A 16994-nucleotide genomic window follows, 5' to 3' on the forward strand; every position below is an offset into this window, starting at 1 on the left:
ATTCTCACCCAACCTTCACTTCATCGCATAAGCCAATGACCTGTAAGCATTTCACTAGAACTGAACGGCAAATGCAGACACCATAGCCCCCAACAGCCTCACACCCTGGAGTCAGCCCGCGTGCCGCAACACACCCCCGATCTTCCTCCTGAACTTCGTCCCTTGGCCGAGATGCCACTGCTCAAGCGTCTGGCCGCCCGGTTCTTTGGTCACGGCCTGACGCGTCTGCGCGCACAACACCGGGCATCCTGGCTGCACGGCCAGGCTGACGGCTTTCGCAGTGGGCACAGTGCCGGGGTGGATTACGGCTATAAGGAAGGCAAACTTGAAGGGTTGGAGGAAGGCCGACAGGTATTGCTGATCCGCGACTCGCGCTCGACCGAACACCGGCCGCCCAACGTTGACGAGAATCTGTTCGACGATTGGCGTCTGCCATTGAGCACCGAGTTGAAGAAGCGCATGAAGACGGATGTCGCTCGACTGCTGCCACCGCACGCCCAGCCCAGCACCGCGCAGTGGAAAATGATCTTCAGCGACACGCCCTCGACCTCGGTGATTGCCGGCGCGGGTGCGGGCAAGTCGACGACGTTGGTGTTGCGTATTTTGCTGCTCACCCATTATCTGGGGTTCGAGCTGAGTTCGATGACGGTGGTGACCTTTACCCGTGAATCGCGCAAAGACTTCATCAGTAAACTGATCGAGATGTTTGCACGCTGGGGCCGGTCGCTCAGTTTCAAGGAGGCGCGTGATCTGGTGCGCACCTTCCATTCGCGAATCCTGCCAATGGTTCGCAGTCTGCCGGGCTTCGAGAGGCTGCAAGCCTTCGAAAACCTCAGTCACCGTGCGCAAAGCGGCGATGAGGAGGTCGACAGCAATCCTTTCGACCTGCGCATCAACGACGCCCAGCGCCAGCAACTCAACGCTTGCTATCACAGCCTGCACACTCGCAATGAGCGCTTTCGAGAATTGATCAAGCCATTGTCCCGTCACGCACTGCAGCTCAAGGAGGTGGAGCGCGATCACCCGGACGTGCAGAAACGCATGGCCGTGACCGCACTGGCCGCCAAGCGTGATGAAGAGCTCTGCGATGCTATCGAAGATCTGTGGTTTCGCGCGGGTGCCTGGCCGATCAAAGGCATCGAGCCGAATCGCCAGACGTTCGATATCAACGGCTCAACGTTTCATTGTCATGGCTATATTCCGAGCATTGACGCTTGGGTGGTTCTGGGGTTCGATCCTCGGGAAAACCCGCAGGTCAGCCGCCCGAATGCCAAACTGACCGTCCGGGCAGAATGGGCGGTAAAACGCACTCTGTTTCAAGCTTTCTGTCGTAAGCCATTGATATGGCTAGATAGTTACGAATCTTCAAAGCGCGTACTGGCTTCTATTGCCGGTGATGCCAGTGCTGGCCCGGGTTTCGATTACAAGGTCAAGGGTGAACTCGGTTCTGCTCCGTTGCTGGACTGTTTTGTCGCTGCGGCGGGGTTTATCGAGAACCTCGGCCTGGATGTGCCCAATGCCGTGGGTCAGATGAGTTTTGCCAAGGACGACCCAGATCGGTTTTTCTTCGAGGCCTTGAGTCTGTACTGGCGAGCTCTGGAAGATCATCTGCTCGATCAGAAGCCACCGGTGATGACCTACAACCGGATGTTCGCCTTGTTCAGCGAACATTCTCCGGAAAACCTGAAGCTGCTGAGCGATGAGCTGCTCAGGCCAATGTCGCACTTGATGATCGACGAATTTCAGGACGTGTCGCCGCAGATCGTTTCCTGGATCCGCGCGTGCCTGACCGAAATCCGCAGTCGCGGACCGGCCATGCACGTGGGGCGCGGCGCACAACGTTCGTCATTGCTCTGTGTAGGCGATGACTGGCAGTCCATCTATGGCTGGCGGGGCAGTTCGCCGACGTATTTCATGGAATTCAACAAGGAATTCCCTTCACCGAGCACGACCCAAGTCATGCTCAGTGACAACTACCGCAGCCACCAGCACATCATTGATGCCGCCGAACATATCGTGCGTGCGGCGCCGGCGATCGCTGGCAAGAAAGCCAGGGCAAGTGGCGAGCCGAAGGCGTTACTGCCGGTGAACGTTCTCGATCGCGACGATCAAGGCATGGCCGAACGCCTGATAGAGCATTACAGAAAGGGCGATTCAATCTTGATGCTTTATCGAAAAAGTAGCGATAAGTCATTGATAGAAGGGAATATTCAGTCTGTAGTTAATGTTGATTCCAGCTTGCCGTACGAAGCGCGGCGGCTGAAACAACTGACGTATCACAGCGCCAAGGGGCTTCAGGCTGACGCCGTGTTCCTGCTGGGTGATTGTCAGCACTTGACCAGTTCACCTTACAAAAACCAGGTCTACCGCATGGCAGGTCTGGGAAAGGCTGGCGACAACGAAGCGTACGACAACGCACAAAAAGACGAGACCCTACGGCTGGCTTACGTCGGCATCACTCGGGCGGTGAGTCATTGCTACTGGTATGTCGATGGGCAAGACACCCAAGCGGCCAACATGCCTAAAGCTTCCGATCGGATTGGCAAGGGCAAGGCGTTCTTTGCCGATCACCGACAGGGCAAGACATTGGCGTGAGCCGTAAAATCTTGCGCCACAAAAAAGCCCACTTAACGTGGGCTTGTTGTTGAATGTTCTGCCTTCAGGCATAGCTCCTGAGGGCGACTGGCGGAATGAAAGCCTCTAGCTCATCTTCCACCGCTTCGATTATTCGCTCTACATCCGCAGCATTCATTACCGTCGCGCAAGGAATACCCGCGATGGCGATCATGGTCTCGCCACTGGCACGGTCAAATAGACGGGCAATCATGCTGCCCGGCGCGTCCATGCTCGCCTCGAAACCCATGGGATGAAAATGCCAGCGCATCAGCTGGCAGGCGTTTGGAAAGGTGACCTTACTGAACCCTTTATTCATGTGTTGCCCGCCTTATTCATCGAGCGCTTCCTTTAGCTCATGTTAGGAGGGAAGAGCCTTCAATGGCTCAACCGGTGACTGCCTTTAAAAGTAGCATCCAGATGTGAAATTAATGTGGATTTTTCAGTCCGTTTAGCGATTGGTTCAGTTTTTTTTGATGCAGGTCACGTGAGCGTCGGTTCTTAAGCGATTGGCCACCACCGGTTGGCCATTGAAGCTGACGCAGAACTTCGGCAAGCTCGGCTTTTTTCTCGCCGAGTCCTTTATGCACGCCGATGATGATGGTCCGCTGCAAACCCAGGCCACGGGCGACACGGTGATGCGTTATCACTTGCGCTGGAAACACCGGGATCTGGACGGGGTCATGGCGCTCTATCACCCAGAGATTCAGTACAGCGATTTTTTCCAGAACCGTGTGATGGGCCTGTCTGAATTACGTGAATACGTGCGCAGCAGCATGCCTCGAGATCCCGATGAAGCCCTGGAGCATTCGGACCGTATTCGCCTGGACGGCAACACGGCGTTCATTCAGTACCGCATCACCCTTCGCGGCGGTGAAGGGCTGGTGTCGTTCCGGGCCAGCGAGGCGATTACCGTCCGTGACGGACTGATCTGGCGGGTCAACGAGTACGCCTCGCTGGTGCATGAGCAGCCCGTCAGCAAGGCCGCCAGCAGCCAACGCCCGGCGGTCAGTCGGCTCGGGCTGTCTGCGCGCCAGCTGAGTTTCATGGCTGAAGACTTGCTGCAGTATTTTCAGCGCCAACAACCTTATCTCGATCCCGAACTCGACCTGCAACGGGTGGCGAAGGAGTGCGGGTATAGCCGCAATCAGATTTCCTATCTGCTGAATCAGGTGCTTGGCCAGAGCTTCTATCGATACGTCAACCAGGCGCGGCTGCAGCATTTGCTCGCAACACTGGATAACGCCACGCCGCCACTGCGTATCGACGAACTGGCGTTTGCCGCCGGGTTCAATTCGCTGTCGGCGTTCTATAGCTGCTTCCGTCAGCACACCGGCCAGTCGCCCAAGGCGTACGTAAAACAAATTTCTTTGCGTGCACGCGCGCAAGACAGCCTCTAAGTCCACGCACTAGGATCGACGCCATCGAAGTTTGAGTGGCGGAGTCTTGCATGCCGGCGTGGCGCACTATCAGTTTGTGGATGGATCAACTCGACGAGCCATTATTGGCGCGTCCCTCGCTGGAACAGGATCTGGACGTCGACGTCGCCATCATTGGCGCGGGGTACACCGGGCTCTGGACCGCGTACTACCTCAAGCGCCTGGCGCCTGACCTGAGCATCGCCATCGTTGAAGCGCAAACCGCCGGTTTCGGTGCCTCGGGGCGTAACGGCGGCTGGTTGATGGGCAATGTGCTGGGCGAAGACCGCTTGCTCGCCGACTTGCCGCCTGAACAGCGCCGGGCTTCGTTCGATTTGCTGCACGGCATTCCGGATGAAGTCGGTATGGTCCTCGAACGTGAAGACATCGACTGCGATTACCGCAAAGGCGGGGCGCTGTATTGCGCTGCACGCTACCCGGAACAGGAAGCCAGCCTTCGGCATTATCTCGACACGCTCTACAGCCAGGGATTGACCGAAAGCGATTACCGCTGGCTCAGCCCCGAGCAGTTGGCGCAACAAATCAGAGTCGCCAAACCTTATGGCGGTATCTATGCACCGCACGTCGCGACCATTCACCCGGCAAAGTTGGTGCGAGGTCTGGCTCGGGCGGTGGAGAAAATGGGCGTCAGGATTTACGAGAACAGCGCGGTCACCCAGTGGCAATCGGGTGGTCTGCGCACGGCGAAAGCCTCGGTTCGCAGCCGCTGGATCGTACCGGCGGTAGAAGGTTACTCGGTCACCTTGCCACCTTTGGGGCGTTATCAGCTGCCGGTGCAAAGCTTGATAGTGGCCACCGAGCCGCTATCCGCTGCCACGTGGGATGAAATCGGCCTGAGTCGCGGCCAGGCCTTCAGCGAAAACAGTCGCCAGGTCACTTACGGTCAGCGCACGGCTGACAACCGGTTGGTGTTCGGCGCGCGGGGCGGTTATCAGTTTGCTGCCAAGTTGCGCCATGACTTCGACTTGACCACCAGCGAAGTGGAGCTGCGGCGCTATCTGTTCGGCGAACTCTTCCCGCAACTCAAGAACGTGCGGATTACCCATGCCTGGGGCGGCAATCTGGGGATGTCCCGGCGTTTCAAGCCGCACATGCTGTGCGATCAAGCGAGCGGCATTGCGATTTCCGGCGGCTATGGCGGGGAGGGCGTCGGTGCCAGCAACCTGGGCGGCCGGACCCTGGCGGATCTGATTCTGCAGCGTGACACCGAGCTGGTTCGCCAGCCGTGGGTCATCCAGGGTGGTCTCGACGCGCTCAGGGCGTGGGAGCCGGAGCCCTGTCGCTGGCTCGGTTACAACGCGATCATCCGCAGCTTCGCCCATGAAGACCAGACCCTGGCCAATCCGGCCACCGCACCCTGGCGTCGCAAACTGGCCACGGGTATTGCCGGCTTCATGGAAGGTTTCATGCAGTAAACGGCGCGCTCTTCATCTATAGGCTCAATCGACAGGTACTCCCATGAGCATCACGCAATTCAAGAACACTGCAACCCTGAAGCTGGAAGCGTCGAACCCGGTCGCCGTACCACTGGGCATACCCGTGGCGGTGGCCTCGACCACCAGCGTTGAGCGCGACGATGGCGTCGAAACCGGCGTCTGGGAATGCACGCCCGGGCGCTGGCGGCGACAGATCGTCGCCAAGGAGTTCTGTCACTTCATCCAGGGACGCTGCACCTTTACCCCGGATGACGGTGAAACCCTGCACATAGAAGCCGGCGATGCACTGATGTTGCCAGCCAACAGCCTCGGCATCTGGGATATCCAGGAAACCGTGCGCAAGACCTACGTTTTGATTTTTTGATCCTCTGATTGCCTGCCAGCTCTCCAATAAAAATAAGACAAACCAAACAGGAATCGACTCATGATCCGAAAGACACTGACTCTGGCTCCACTTGCGCTCTTCGCGACCCTCGGCCACGCGGCCGAGACCGTCAAGATCTACAACTGGTCGGAATATATCGCCCCGGACACGACCAAAAACTTCCAGAAAGAAACCGGCATCGCGTTCAGCTACGACGTCTTCGACAGCAATGAAACCCTCGACGGCAAATTGATGACCGGCAAATCCGGTTATGACGTGGTGTTTCCATCCAACCATTTCATGGCGCGACAGATTCAAGGCGTGGCGCTGAAGAAACTCGACAAGAGCCAACTGCCGAACTGGAAAAACCTCAACCCGGCGTTGCTCAAGGCCTTGCAAACCAACGATCCGGGCAACGAACACGGCTTCCCGTACCTCTGGGGCAGCACCGGCATCGGTTACAACATCGCCAAGGTCAAGGCCGTGTTGGGTGATGACGCGCCAGTGGACTCCTGGGACCTGATTTTCAAGCCCGAAAACATGCAAAAGCTGCAGAAGTGCGGCGTGGCCATCCTCGACAACGGCCCCGAACTGTTGCCAGCGGCACTGAACTACCTGGGCCTGCCGCATCACAGTAAGAACCCGGAAGACTACAAAAAGGCTGAAGCGCTGCTGATGAAAGTCCGCCCGTATGTCAGCTATTTCCACTCGTCCAAGTACACCAGCGATCTGGCCAACGGCGACATCTGTGTGGCCGTCGGCTTCTCCGGTGACATCCTGCAAGCCGAAAACCGCGCGAAAGAAGCCAAGAACGGCGTCGACATCGGCTATTCGATTCCCAAGGAAGGCGCCGCGATCTGGTTCGACATGGTCGCCATGCCGGTAGATGCCCCGGACGAAAAGGCCGGTTACGCTTTCATGAACTACCTGCTGCGCCCGGACGTCATGGCCAGCATCAGCAACTACGTGCACTACGCCAACGGCAACGAACAGGCCGACAGCTTGATCGACCCGGCGATCAAGAACGACACCAAGGTCTACCCGAGCCCGGAGATGATGGGGAAATTGTTTGCGCTGGAGGCGATGCCGCTGAACATTGACCGAGTGCGCACGCGAGTGTGGAACAAGATTCGGACGGGGAGTTGATTCCGAACAGCGCAAGGCAGGCGTCGTAAGCCTGGCGTAGGTATCAGTGAGATTTGGAGATAAAAAAGTCGTATTTATACCTGTCATTTATGACAGGTTACAAAGCTCGGATACTAATGCTTAATACGGTGCGGCGGGGCGAATAATCGCCCCCCTCCACTGCAAGGAGCATGAACATGTCCATTAATGAGCTACAGACAGGCGAACTGCGTAGAAGCGGAAAAGGATCAGCGACGGGTTTTATCAAAGGAACCGTCACTAATCGTCAGACCAATGAAGAGTATAAGTTCAATGCTGATGGGATCTGGCGCGATGAACAGGAGGGAACGCTTCGTTTTCATGGGTCGATGGTGGACCCTGAAAACCCTGCGAATATAGTGGGTGTCGCGCTTCAGCTCATTAAAGTAGACACGCCCTCCGGAACCTATCGGTTTGACAGCGAGAAAGTACTCCATCTTTCCTACTTTAAACAAGACGTCGCCGATAGCACGAAAGTGCATTACTACAAGGCAAATAGAGGTGACGTCGAGCTCATAAATGCTTATCCGGATAAGCCCATCTCCGGCAAGCTTGGTTTCAATGCGGGGATCATGGACGACAGATATCGCGTCGATGTGGAATATTCCATCACCAAGTTCTAAATCTACGTGCCCCGCCTGACGCGTTGTGTCAGGCGGGCAATGTGCTGGCATTTCTACTAACAACCCAGCAAAAGTGAGATGCCTTCGACAAAAAATAACTTCCCTGTATTTAATATTTAAATAGTCGATTGTCAGACAATTCCCTCGAAACCCTCAACTACAAATAATATTTCGACAGCACAGGCATTGTTTCCGGGTACTTGCTGGAACATCACAATTTGACGTCAAAAAAAATGTAGACGTTTGATTTCGAATTGTGTCAGTTTTCTTTCGCCTTCATTGGGCGAGTGATAGGACGATCTCGCCAGAGATTGTCGCTGTCTGACAAAAAACTGTTCATAGCAAAACAAGGAAGTGTGTTTATGTCGAAAGTAAAAAACAACGCTATTGACTCCGCCGAACAGGCGTTCCAGCCACTGCAAGCATTGGCGGCATCCAGTTCTGCGTTCAACCAGATCAATAGCTTCAGCCATCAATATGATCGGGGTGGCAACCTCACGGTCAATGGCAAACCCTCCTTCTCCGTCGACCAGGCAGCGACCCAATTGCTACGCGATGGCGCTGCCTACCAGGACAAGGACGGCAGCGGCAAAATTGAACTCACCTACACGTTCCTCACCTCGGCCTCGTCGAGCACCATGAACAAGCACGGGATTACCGGGTTCAGCCAGTTCAGCGCTCAGCAGAAAGGCCAAGCCGTGCTTGCAATGCAATCCTGGGCCGACGTGGCCAATGTCACGTTCACCGATAAGGCCACGGGCGGCGACGGTCACATGACCTTCGGCAACTACAGCGGCGGCCAGGATGGCGCGGCAGCCTTCGCCTACCTGCCAGGCACGGGTGCGGGTTACGACGGTTCTTCCTGGTACCTGACCAACAGCAGCTACACGCCAAACAAAACGCCGGACCTGAACAATTACGGCCGGCAGACCCTGACTCACGAAATCGGTCACACCCTGGGCCTTGCCCATCCTGGCGACTACAACGCCGGCGAGGGCGCTCCGACCTACAACGACGCGTCTTACGGGCAAGACACCCGCGGTTACAGCGTCATGAGCTACTGGAGTGAAAGCAATACCAGCCAGAACTTCAGCAAGGGCGGCGTCGAAGCCTATTCGTCCGGTCCGCTGATGGACGATATCGCGGCCATCCAGAAGCTCTACGGTGCCAACACCACCACCCGTACCGGTGACACCACTTACGGCTTCAACTCCAACGCCGGTCGCGACTTCCTGAGCGCGACTTCGTCGTCGGACAAGGTTGTGTTTACGGTGTGGGATGCGGGTGGAAAAGACACGCTGGACTTCTCCGGTTTTACCCAAAACCAGAAGATCAACCTCAATGAAGCCTCGTTCTCCGACGTTGGCGGCCTGGTGGGTAACGTTTCCATCGCCAAGGGCGTCACCGTCGAGAACGCTATCGGCGGTTCGGGTAACGACCTGCTGATCGGCAACAGCGTGTCCAACGAACTGAAAGGCGGTGCCGGTAATGACATCCTCTACGGCGCGGGCGGTGCGGACAAGCTGTGGGGCGGTGTAGGTTCGGACACCTTTGTGTTTGCGGCCAGCAACGACTCCAAGCCAGGTGCAGTCGACCAGATCCTCGATTTTGTCAGCGGCCTGGACAAGATCGACCTGACTGGCATCACCAACGGCACAGGCCTGCACTTCGTGAACTCGTTCACCGGTGCAGCAGGCGATGCAGTGTTAACCACGTCGGGCGGTAACAGCCTGTTGTCGGTGGACTTCTCCGGGCATGGCGTGGCTGATTTCCTGGTCAGCACCGTGGGCCAGGCGGCTTACTCCGACATCGCTGCGTGATGTGAGGTGAAAAAGGAGGGCAGCGCAGAGGCGCTGCTCTCTGCCCCTTGAGATGAGTAAAGCGCTTTATGATCCATAACGACTTCACCTGCAGAACAACCGCGTGGCTATTGGCGACGTTCATCATGTTTTTTGGAGATTTAGCCATGGCGAGCAGCCTGAAATTAGCAGACCCCTCGGAACTGGCCGGCAAATGGCAGGTGACCCTCATCGCCAAGGGTGACTCGCCAGCGTCCCAGGCATTGCAGGACAAACCGTCAAACGTGTGCACCCTCGAACTTCAAGCGAACCAAACCCTGGGCGAGGGTGCCAAGTGCCTTAGCGCCTGGCTAAGCGAGCAAACAATCGGTTGGTTTACGGAGCCTGACGGCATTGCAATCACTGGGCCTGAAGGCTCAAAAGTGCTGTTTTTCAGTCGGCATCGTGATGGGTTTTATCAAAGCACGTTGAAATCCGGGTTGATCATTACGCTCCAGCGAGAAGTGCATTAAGTCTAACGCTTGCCAATAGCGTTATAAGCCGCAGATCAATAATCGAAGCGCTTGGTCGACGACAAAGAGTTGTTATTGAAGTGTAAGCGGCACTTGCAAAAAAAGATTAAACAGACCTCGCCAGGTATGGCGAGGGATAACACCTCAGGAAGAATCCATGAAGATGGCAAAGAGCCCGGCCACCGCACCTTTAATCAAGGCCCTGGGCGACTATAAGAGCATCCTGATTAGCGTCGGTTGTTTTACCGCACTGATTAACGTGCTGATGCTGGTTCCGTCGATTTATATGCTCCAGGTCTATGACCGCGTACTGTCGTCGCAAAACGAAACAACGCTGGCCATGTTGTCATTAATGGTCGTCGGATTTTTTGCCTTCATTGGCTTGCTGGAGATTGTGCGCAGCTTCATCGTCATTCGCATCGGCAGTCAACTGGAGCGCCGCTTCAATTTGCGGGTCTATCAGGCCGCGTTCGAGCGCAACCTGTTCAAAGGCGAAGGCAACGCCGGACAGTCGTTGGGGGACCTGACCCATATTCGCCAGTTCGTCACCGGCCCGGCATTGTTTGCCTTCTTCGATGCGCCGTGGTTCCCGGTCTATCTGTTCGTGATCTACCTGTTCAATGTCTGGCTCGGCGTGTTTGCGACGGTGGGCGCGGTGCTGTTGATCGGCCTTGCTTGCCTCAACGAGACAATGACCAAAAAGCCCTTGGGCGAAGCGGCAGGGTTTTCCCAGAAATCCAGCCAACTGGCCACCAGTCACCTGCACAACGCCGAAACCATTCAGGCCATGGGCATGCTCGGGGTGTTGCGTAAACGTTGGTTTCAGGTTCATTCACGTTTCCTCGGCCTGCAGAATCAGGCCAGCGACACCGGTGCAGTCATCAGCTCTCTGAGCAAAACCCTGCGCCTGTGCCTGCAATCGCTGGTGCTGGGTCTTGGCGCCTTGCTGGTGATCAAGGGTGATATGACGGCCGGGATGATGATCGCCGGCTCCATTCTGATGGGTCGCGTCCTGAGCCCCATCGATCAGTTGATCGCCGTATGGAAACAGTGGAGCGGCGCCAAACTTGCCTACCGTCGTCTTGATTCGTTGCTGCAAGCCTTTCCACCGAGTGACGAGGCCATGGCGCTGCCGGCGCCGAAAGGCCAGATCACTTTCGAGCAGGTCAGCGCCGGTCCGCCGGGGCAACGGGCAGCGACGTTGCACCTGGTCAATTTCAACCTTGGCGCAGGTGAAGTGATGGGCGTGCTCGGGGCGTCCGGTTCCGGTAAATCGACCCTGGCCCGGGTGCTGGTTGGCGTCTGGCCAACGCTTGGCGGCACGGTGCGGCTCGATGGCGCGGACATTCATCGCTGGAACCGCGACGACCTCGGCCCCTACATCGGTTATCTGCCGCAAGACATCGAACTGTTCAGTGGCAGCATCGCCGAAAACATCGCCCGGTTTCGCGAAGCGGATCCGCAAAAAGTCGTTGAAGCCGCGCAGCAGGCCGGCGTTCACGAACTGATCCTGCGCATGCCTCAGGGCTACGACACTGTGCTCGGCGAGGACGGCAGTGGACTGTCCGGTGGCCAAAAACAGCGTGTGGCTCTGGCTCGCGCCCTGTATGGCAATCCGAGTCTGGTGGTGCTGGATGAACCCAACTCCAACCTCGACACCGTAGGCGAAGCGGCACTGGCTGGCGCCATCGCCCACATGAAAGCCCGGGGCACCAGCGTGATTCTGGTCACCCATCGCTCTTCGGCGTTGGCCCAGGCCGACAAGTTGCTGGTGCTCAGCGAAGGGCGTTTGCAGGCCTTCGGCCCGAGCCAAGAGGTGCTCAAGGCACTCTCCGGCGCCCAGGAACAACAACGTGAAAAAGCTGCGCCGGCACCGGGCGGGCTTAGCATGAGCCGGCAGTATCAGGCCTCGACAGGGAATTCGGGTGTATGAGCAGCGCACAGATGGACAGTCAAAACGAAGCGACTATGGAACACGACTACATCGCTGAACGCCCTGAGCGCGACGCGGGTTTCTTCGCCCGCATGGGCTGGATTCTGGCGATCGTCGGCGCCGGCAGTTTCTTCACGTGGGCCAGTCTCGCGCCTCTCGACCAAGGCATTCCTGTGCAAGGCACGGTTGTGGTGTCGGGCAAACGCAAAGCCGTGCAATCGATGAGCAGTGGCGTGGTCAGCCAGATTCTGGTGCGTGAGGGCCAAGTGGTGAAGCAGGGCCAGCCTTTGTTCCAGCTCGACCAGACGCAAGTCGCCGCTGACGTGCAATCACTGCAAGCGCAATACCGCATGGCCTGGGCCAGTCTGGCGCGGTGGCAGAGTGAACGGGACAACCTCAAGCAGGTGAGTTTCCCCACTGAGCTGAGCAACGATCCCGACCCACGCCTGGCGCTGGTCCTCGAAGGCCAGCGGCAGTTGTTCAGCAGTCGCCGTGAAGCGTTTTCCCGCGAACAGGCTGCCTTGCGCGCCAGCATCGAAGGCGCCAGCGCGCAACTGGTTGGCATGCGCGGCGCCCGCACTGACCTGACTGCCCAGGCCAGCTCTCTGCAACAACAGCTGAGCAACCTTCAGCCCTTGGCGGATAACGGCTACATCCCGCGCAATCGGTTGATGGAGTACCAGCGTCAGCTGTCGCAAGTTCAGCAACAATTGGCGGAAAACGCCGGCGAAAGCGGACGGGTAGAGCAAGGCATTCTCGAATCGCGGCTTAAACTGCAGCAGCACATCGAGGAATACCAGAAAGAAGTCCGCACCCAACTGGCCGATGCGCAATTGAAAAGCGTGACGCTGGAAGAGCAACTGACCTCCGCCGGGTTCGACCTGCAACACAGCGAGATCATCGCCACCGCCGATGGCATCGCGGTCAACCTCGGGGTTCACACCGTGGGCGCGGTGGTGCGTCAGGGCGAAACCCTGCTGGAGATCGTGCCTCAGGGGACGAGTCTGGAGGTGGAAGGGCATCTGCCGATCAACCTGGTCGACAAGGTCGGCACGCACTTGCCGGTGGACATTCTGTTCACGGCGTTCAACCAGAGCCGCACGCCGCGCGTGCCCGGCGAGGTCAGTCTGATCTCCGCCGACCAGATGATCGATGAGAAAACCGGTGCGCCGTATTACGTGCTGCGCAGCAGCGTCAGCGATCAGGCCATGGAAAAACTCAACGGGCTGGTGATCAAGCCCGGCATGCCAGCGGAAATGTTCGTGCGCACCGGTGAACGTTCACTCCTCAACTATTTGTTCAAACCGCTGCTCGACCGGGCAGGCTCCGCGTTGACCGAGGAATAAGGATATTCGGCTGTATGAATAAGCTTTCCATGCTCGCCGCAACCCTGGCGTTGCTGATCTGCAACAGTGTGCTGGCCATGGGGCCGTTCGACGTCTACGAACAAGCGTTGCGCAACGATCCGGTGTTTCTCGGCGCCATCAAAGAACGCGATGCAGGCCTCGAAAACCGCGCCATTGGCCGCGCCGGGCTGTTGCCAAAACTGGGTTACAACTACAACAAGGGCCGCAACACCTCCAAAGTGACGTACTTGAATGATCGCGGTCGCAGCCAGAGCGATGATCGTAACTACAGCAGTTACGGCTCGACGTTCACCTTGCAGCAACCGTTGCTCGACTACGAGGCCTACGCGGCGTATCGCAAGGGCGTGGCGCAGTCGCTGTTCGCCGATGAGAACTTTCGCGGTAAAAGCCAAGAGCTGCTGGTTCGGGTGCTGGAGAATTACACTAAAGCACTGTTCGCTCAGGATCAGATCGACATTGCCTTGGCCAAGAAAAAAGCCTTTGAGCAGCAGTTCCAGCAGAACGAGCAGATGTTTCGTCAGGGTGAGGGTACGCGCACCGACATTCTTGAGGCCGAGTCGCGCTACGAACTGGCCACCGCCGAGGAAATCGAGGCCCGCAACGAACAGGATGCATCCCTGCGGGAACTGGGGGCGCTGATCGGTGTGCCGACCATCGACATCAACGATTTGACGCCACTGGACCCGCATTTCCAGACGTTCACTCTGCAACCGGTCAACTACGACACCTGGCACGAGATCGCGGTGGCCAACAACCCGAACCTGGCCTCCCAGCGCCAGGCGCTGGAGGTGGCGCGCTACGAGGTTGAACGCAACCGCGCCGGGCACCTGCCCAAAGTCAGCGCTTACGCCTCCGTGCGGCAGAACGAGTCGGAAAGCGGCAACACCTACAACCAGCGTTACGACACCAACACCATCGGCATCGAAGTCAACGTGCCGCTGTATGCCGGTGGCGGGGTCTCGGCCTCGACGCGCCAGGCCAGCCGCACGATGGAACAGGCTGAATACGAACTGGACGGCAAGACCCGGGAAACGCTGATCGAGCTGCGTCGGCAATTCAGCGCCTGCCTGTCGGGTGTGAGCAAACTGCGGGCCTACCAGAAAGCCCTGGCTTCCGCCGAAGCGCTGGTGGTGTCGACCAGGCAAAGCATCCTTGGCGGTGAACGCGTCAACCTCGATGCGCTGAACGCCGAACAACAACTATTCACCACCCGCCGGGACCTGGCCCAGACACGTTATGACTACTTGATGGCCTGGACCAAGTTGCATTACTACGCCGGAACCTTGAGCGAGCAGGACCTCGCCAAGGTTGACGAGGCGTTCGGCCAGGGCCCGAGGATTCAGTAACGCCTGAAAGATTGCAACTCAAACCATCTCTGACAATTCCAACAAAAAGAGAGGTAATACCCATGGGTGTGTATGACTACAAAAACCTCGGCACAGCAGACGCCAAAGCGTTGTTCAACGACGCCATGGCAATCACGCTGTATTCCTATCACAACCTTGATAACGGCTTTGCCACCGGCTACCAGCACAACGGCTTCGGCCTTGGCTTGCCGGCGACACTGGTCACGGCGTTGATCGGCGGCACCGACTCCCAAGGTGTCATCCCCGGCGTTCCGTGGAATCCGGATTCGGAAAAAGCCGCGCTGGACGCGGTGCGGAACGCCGGCTGGACGCCCATCACCGCCACACAGCTGGGCTATGACGGCAAGGTCGACGCACGCGGAACGTTCTTCGGCGAGAAGGACGGCTACACCAGCGCTCAGGTGGAAATCCTCGGCAAGTACGACGCGCAGGGTCATCTCAGCGAAATCGGTATCGCCTTTCGCGGCACCAGCGGCCCCCGGGAAACCCTGGTCAGTGATTCAATCGCAGACGTGATCAACGATCTGATGGCGGCGTTGGGGCCGAAGGATTACGCCAAGAACTACGTGGGTGAAGCCTTCGGCGACCTGCTCAGTGACGTTGCGGCATTTGCCCGGGTCAATGGCCTGTCGGGCAAGGACGTACTGGTCAGCGGCCATAGCCTCGGTGGATTGGCGGTCAATAGCCTGGCGGATTTGAGCAACGACAAATGGGCCGGGTTCTACCAGGATTCCAACTACATCGCCTACGCCTCGCCGACCCAAAGCAACACGGACAAAGTGCTCAACGTCGGTTACGAAAACGACCCGGTGTTCCGTGCCCTCGACGGCTCATCGTTCAACCTGTCGTCGGTGGGCGTGCACGACGTCCATCAGGACTCGGCGACCAATAACATCGTCAGTTTCAACGATCACTACGCCTCGACGGCGTGGAACGTGCTGCCATTCTCGATCCTCAACATTGCGACCTGGATCTCACATTTGCCCACCGGTTACGGCGACGGCATGACCCGAGTGCTGGAGTCGGCGTTCTACGACCTCACCAGCAAAGACTCGACGATCATCGTTGCCAACCTGTCAGACCCGGCGCGCAGCAACACCTGGGTCCAGGATCTGAACCGCAACGCCGACACCCATAAGGGCAGCACCTTCATTATCGGCAGCGACGGAAACGATCTGATCCAGGGTGGCAAGGGCAACGACTATCTGGAAGGCCGCGATGGCAACGACACCTTCCGCGACGGCGGTGGCTACAACATTCTGTTGGGCGGCAAGGGCAACAACGTGCTGGACTTGCAGCAGTCGGTGAAAAACTTTGACTTCGCCAATGACGGTGCCGGAAACCTGTTCATCCGCGACGCCAATGGCGGTATTAGCATTACCCGCGACATCGGCAGCATTGTTACCAAGGAACCGGGGTTTCTGTGGGGGCTGTTCAAGGATGACGTGACTCACAGCGTCACTGCCGAAGGCCTTAAGGCGGGCAACAACCTGACTCAGTACGCGTCAACGGTAAAGGGCGGCGCCGGTGCCGATACGCTCAAGGCACATGCAGGAGGCGATTGGTTGTTGGGGCTGGACGGCAACGATCATTTGATCGGCGGCAAGGGTAACGACGTGTTTGTCGGTGGGGTGGGAAATGACCTGCTGGAGTCGGGAGGCGGGATCGATACCTTTTTGTTTAGCGGCGCGTTTGGTCAGGACCGGGTGGTTGGCTACCAGGCCAGCGACAAACTGGTGTTTCTCGGGGTTCAAGGGGTAACGCCAAACGACGGCTTTCGGGCGCATGCCACGGCGGTGGGGCACGACACGGTGCTGACGTTTGGGGGGGATTCGGTGACATTGGTCGGGGTGGGATTGGATAGTTTGTCCAGCTCAGGGGTTGTTATCGCCTGAGCTTGATCTGGTGGCTGTAATGGCCCCATCGCGAGCAAGCTCGCTCCCACAGGGGATTTGTGAACGCCACAGATCCAATGTGGGAGCGAGCTTGCTCGCGATGAACGATGACGCGGTATTCAGTCTTCCTGCCGAATCGTGGTCACTTCATCGGCCTTGACCTTCACTTTTGCCCCGGAAATATCTTCGAACTCAAAGAAGCCATCCTTGGTCTCGGTTTTCGGTATGTCCTTGGTCAAATACTGGGTGCCGTTCTGCAGCGTCACTACCGTTGGCGTCGAGCAACCGGCCAGGACCAGAAAGGCCGCTACCGCCAGGGGCAAGCCCAGAGTCTTGATAATCATAACCACCTCTTATACTTCAAAAAATCAGCGCGACTGTCGCGAACGAAATCAATCATCACTGCACCTCTAACGCGGTTGGTGCGATGGATCGGCAGAAAGTTCATAGGCACCCGAAAAATTACCGAATAGCGCCGCCGC

General features: G+C 57.6%; 14 protein-coding genes. 12 read left to right on the top strand and 2 right to left on the bottom strand.

What is annotated here, in order from left to right; translation table 11 throughout:
* Nucleotides 1–120: 120 nt before the first annotated feature.
* Entirely contained in the window at nt 121–2595 is a 2475-nt protein-coding gene (locus ACYZT7_RS15755) for a UvrD-helicase domain-containing protein (protein ID WP_462037293.1), read from the top strand.
* Nucleotides 2596–2659: 64 nt separating this feature from the next.
* Here the strand turns inward: ACYZT7_RS15755 and ACYZT7_RS15760 are convergent, their stop codons facing one another.
* Nucleotides 2660–2932 carry a DUF1652 domain-containing protein gene (locus tag ACYZT7_RS15760; RefSeq protein WP_033054957.1) on the bottom strand — a complete coding sequence of 91 codons (273 nt, stop codon included), beginning with the start codon at nt 2930–2932 and terminating at the stop codon, nt 2660–2662.
* A gap of 265 nt (nt 2933–3197) precedes the next feature.
* Between ACYZT7_RS15760 and ACYZT7_RS15765 the strand changes: the two genes are divergently transcribed.
* From ACYZT7_RS15765 to ACYZT7_RS15815, 11 genes are all read left to right on the top strand, one after another.
* Nucleotides 3198–4013: a helix-turn-helix domain-containing protein gene (locus ACYZT7_RS15765; protein WP_462041798.1), complete on the top strand. Its 816-nt coding sequence runs from the start codon at nt 3198–3200 to the stop codon at nt 4011–4013.
* Nucleotides 4014–4063: 50 nt separating this feature from the next.
* Complete coding sequence (locus ACYZT7_RS15770) at nt 4064–5467, top strand: NAD(P)/FAD-dependent oxidoreductase (protein WP_462037294.1); 1404 nt, start codon at nt 4064–4066, stop codon at nt 5465–5467.
* Between the two features lie 43 nt (nt 5468–5510).
* Entirely contained in the window at nt 5511–5852 is a 342-nt protein-coding gene (locus tag ACYZT7_RS15775; protein ID WP_462037295.1) for a cupin domain-containing protein, read from the top strand.
* A gap of 60 nt (nt 5853–5912) precedes the next feature.
* Nucleotides 5913–6998 (top strand): polyamine ABC transporter substrate-binding protein, encoded by a 1086-nt coding sequence (locus tag ACYZT7_RS15780; protein ID WP_462037296.1) that lies wholly within the window; start codon nt 5913–5915, stop codon nt 6996–6998.
* A 176-nt stretch (nt 6999–7174) separates the two neighbouring features.
* Nucleotides 7175–7639, top strand: a complete 465-nt coding sequence (locus ACYZT7_RS15785) for a hypothetical protein (RefSeq protein ID WP_462037297.1) — start codon at nt 7175–7177, stop codon at nt 7637–7639.
* 362 nt (nt 7640–8001) lie between these two features.
* Complete coding sequence (locus tag ACYZT7_RS15790) at nt 8002–9459, top strand: serralysin family metalloprotease (RefSeq protein WP_462037298.1); 1458 nt, start codon at nt 8002–8004, stop codon at nt 9457–9459.
* A gap of 68 nt (nt 9460–9527) precedes the next feature.
* Entirely contained in the window at nt 9528–9950 is a 423-nt protein-coding gene (locus ACYZT7_RS15795) for an AprI/Inh family metalloprotease inhibitor (RefSeq protein ID WP_462037299.1), read from the top strand.
* Between the two features lie 157 nt (nt 9951–10107).
* Entirely contained in the window at nt 10108–11883 is a 1776-nt protein-coding gene (locus ACYZT7_RS15800) for a type I secretion system permease/ATPase (protein WP_462037300.1), read from the top strand.
* An 11-nt stretch (nt 11884–11894) separates the two neighbouring features.
* Nucleotides 11895–13229 carry an HlyD family type I secretion periplasmic adaptor subunit gene (locus ACYZT7_RS15805; RefSeq protein ID WP_462041799.1) on the top strand — a complete coding sequence of 445 codons (1335 nt, stop codon included), beginning with the start codon at nt 11895–11897 and terminating at the stop codon, nt 13227–13229.
* Nucleotides 13230–13231: 2 nt separating this feature from the next.
* Entirely contained in the window at nt 13232–14596 is a 1365-nt protein-coding gene (locus ACYZT7_RS15810) for a TolC family outer membrane protein (protein ID WP_462041800.1), read from the top strand.
* A 62-nt stretch (nt 14597–14658) separates the two neighbouring features.
* Complete coding sequence (locus ACYZT7_RS15815) at nt 14659–16512, top strand: polyurethane esterase (RefSeq protein ID WP_462037301.1); 1854 nt, start codon at nt 14659–14661, stop codon at nt 16510–16512.
* 119 nt (nt 16513–16631) lie between these two features.
* Here ACYZT7_RS15815 and ACYZT7_RS15820 read toward each other — a convergent pair whose 3' ends face one another.
* Nucleotides 16632–16856, bottom strand: a complete 225-nt coding sequence (locus tag ACYZT7_RS15820; protein WP_462037302.1) for a YgdI/YgdR family lipoprotein — start codon at nt 16854–16856, stop codon at nt 16632–16634.
* Between the last annotated feature and the right edge of the window lie 138 nt (nt 16857–16994).

The sequence above is a fragment of the Pseudomonas sp. RT4P38 genome (assembly GCF_054897765.1).

Bases quoted from the DNA above. Each gene is read 5' to 3' on its own strand.
- ACYZT7_RS15760 (WP_033054957.1), bottom strand. From the start codon at position 2,932: ATGAATAAAGGGTTCAGTAAGGTCACCTTTCCAAACGCCTGCCAGCTG.
- ACYZT7_RS15765 (WP_462041798.1), top strand. From the start codon at position 3,198: ATGCACGCCGATGATGATGGTCCGCTGCAAACCCAGGCCACGGGCGAC.
- ACYZT7_RS15770 (WP_462037294.1), top strand. From the start codon at position 4,064: ATGCCGGCGTGGCGCACTATCAGTTTGTGGATGGATCAACTCGACGAG.
- ACYZT7_RS15775 (WP_462037295.1), top strand. From the start codon at position 5,511: ATGAGCATCACGCAATTCAAGAACACTGCAACCCTGAAGCTGGAAGCG.
- ACYZT7_RS15780 (WP_462037296.1), top strand. From the start codon at position 5,913: ATGATCCGAAAGACACTGACTCTGGCTCCACTTGCGCTCTTCGCGACC.
- ACYZT7_RS15785 (WP_462037297.1), top strand. From the start codon at position 7,175: ATGTCCATTAATGAGCTACAGACAGGCGAACTGCGTAGAAGCGGAAAA.
- ACYZT7_RS15790 (WP_462037298.1), top strand. From the start codon at position 8,002: ATGTCGAAAGTAAAAAACAACGCTATTGACTCCGCCGAACAGGCGTTC.
- ACYZT7_RS15795 (WP_462037299.1), top strand. From the start codon at position 9,528: ATGATCCATAACGACTTCACCTGCAGAACAACCGCGTGGCTATTGGCG.
- ACYZT7_RS15800 (WP_462037300.1), top strand. From the start codon at position 10,108: ATGAAGATGGCAAAGAGCCCGGCCACCGCACCTTTAATCAAGGCCCTG.
- ACYZT7_RS15805 (WP_462041799.1), top strand. From the start codon at position 11,895: ATGGACAGTCAAAACGAAGCGACTATGGAACACGACTACATCGCTGAA.
- ACYZT7_RS15815 (WP_462037301.1), top strand. From the start codon at position 14,659: ATGGGTGTGTATGACTACAAAAACCTCGGCACAGCAGACGCCAAAGCG.
- ACYZT7_RS15820 (WP_462037302.1), bottom strand. From the start codon at position 16,856: ATGATTATCAAGACTCTGGGCTTGCCCCTGGCGGTAGCGGCCTTTCTG.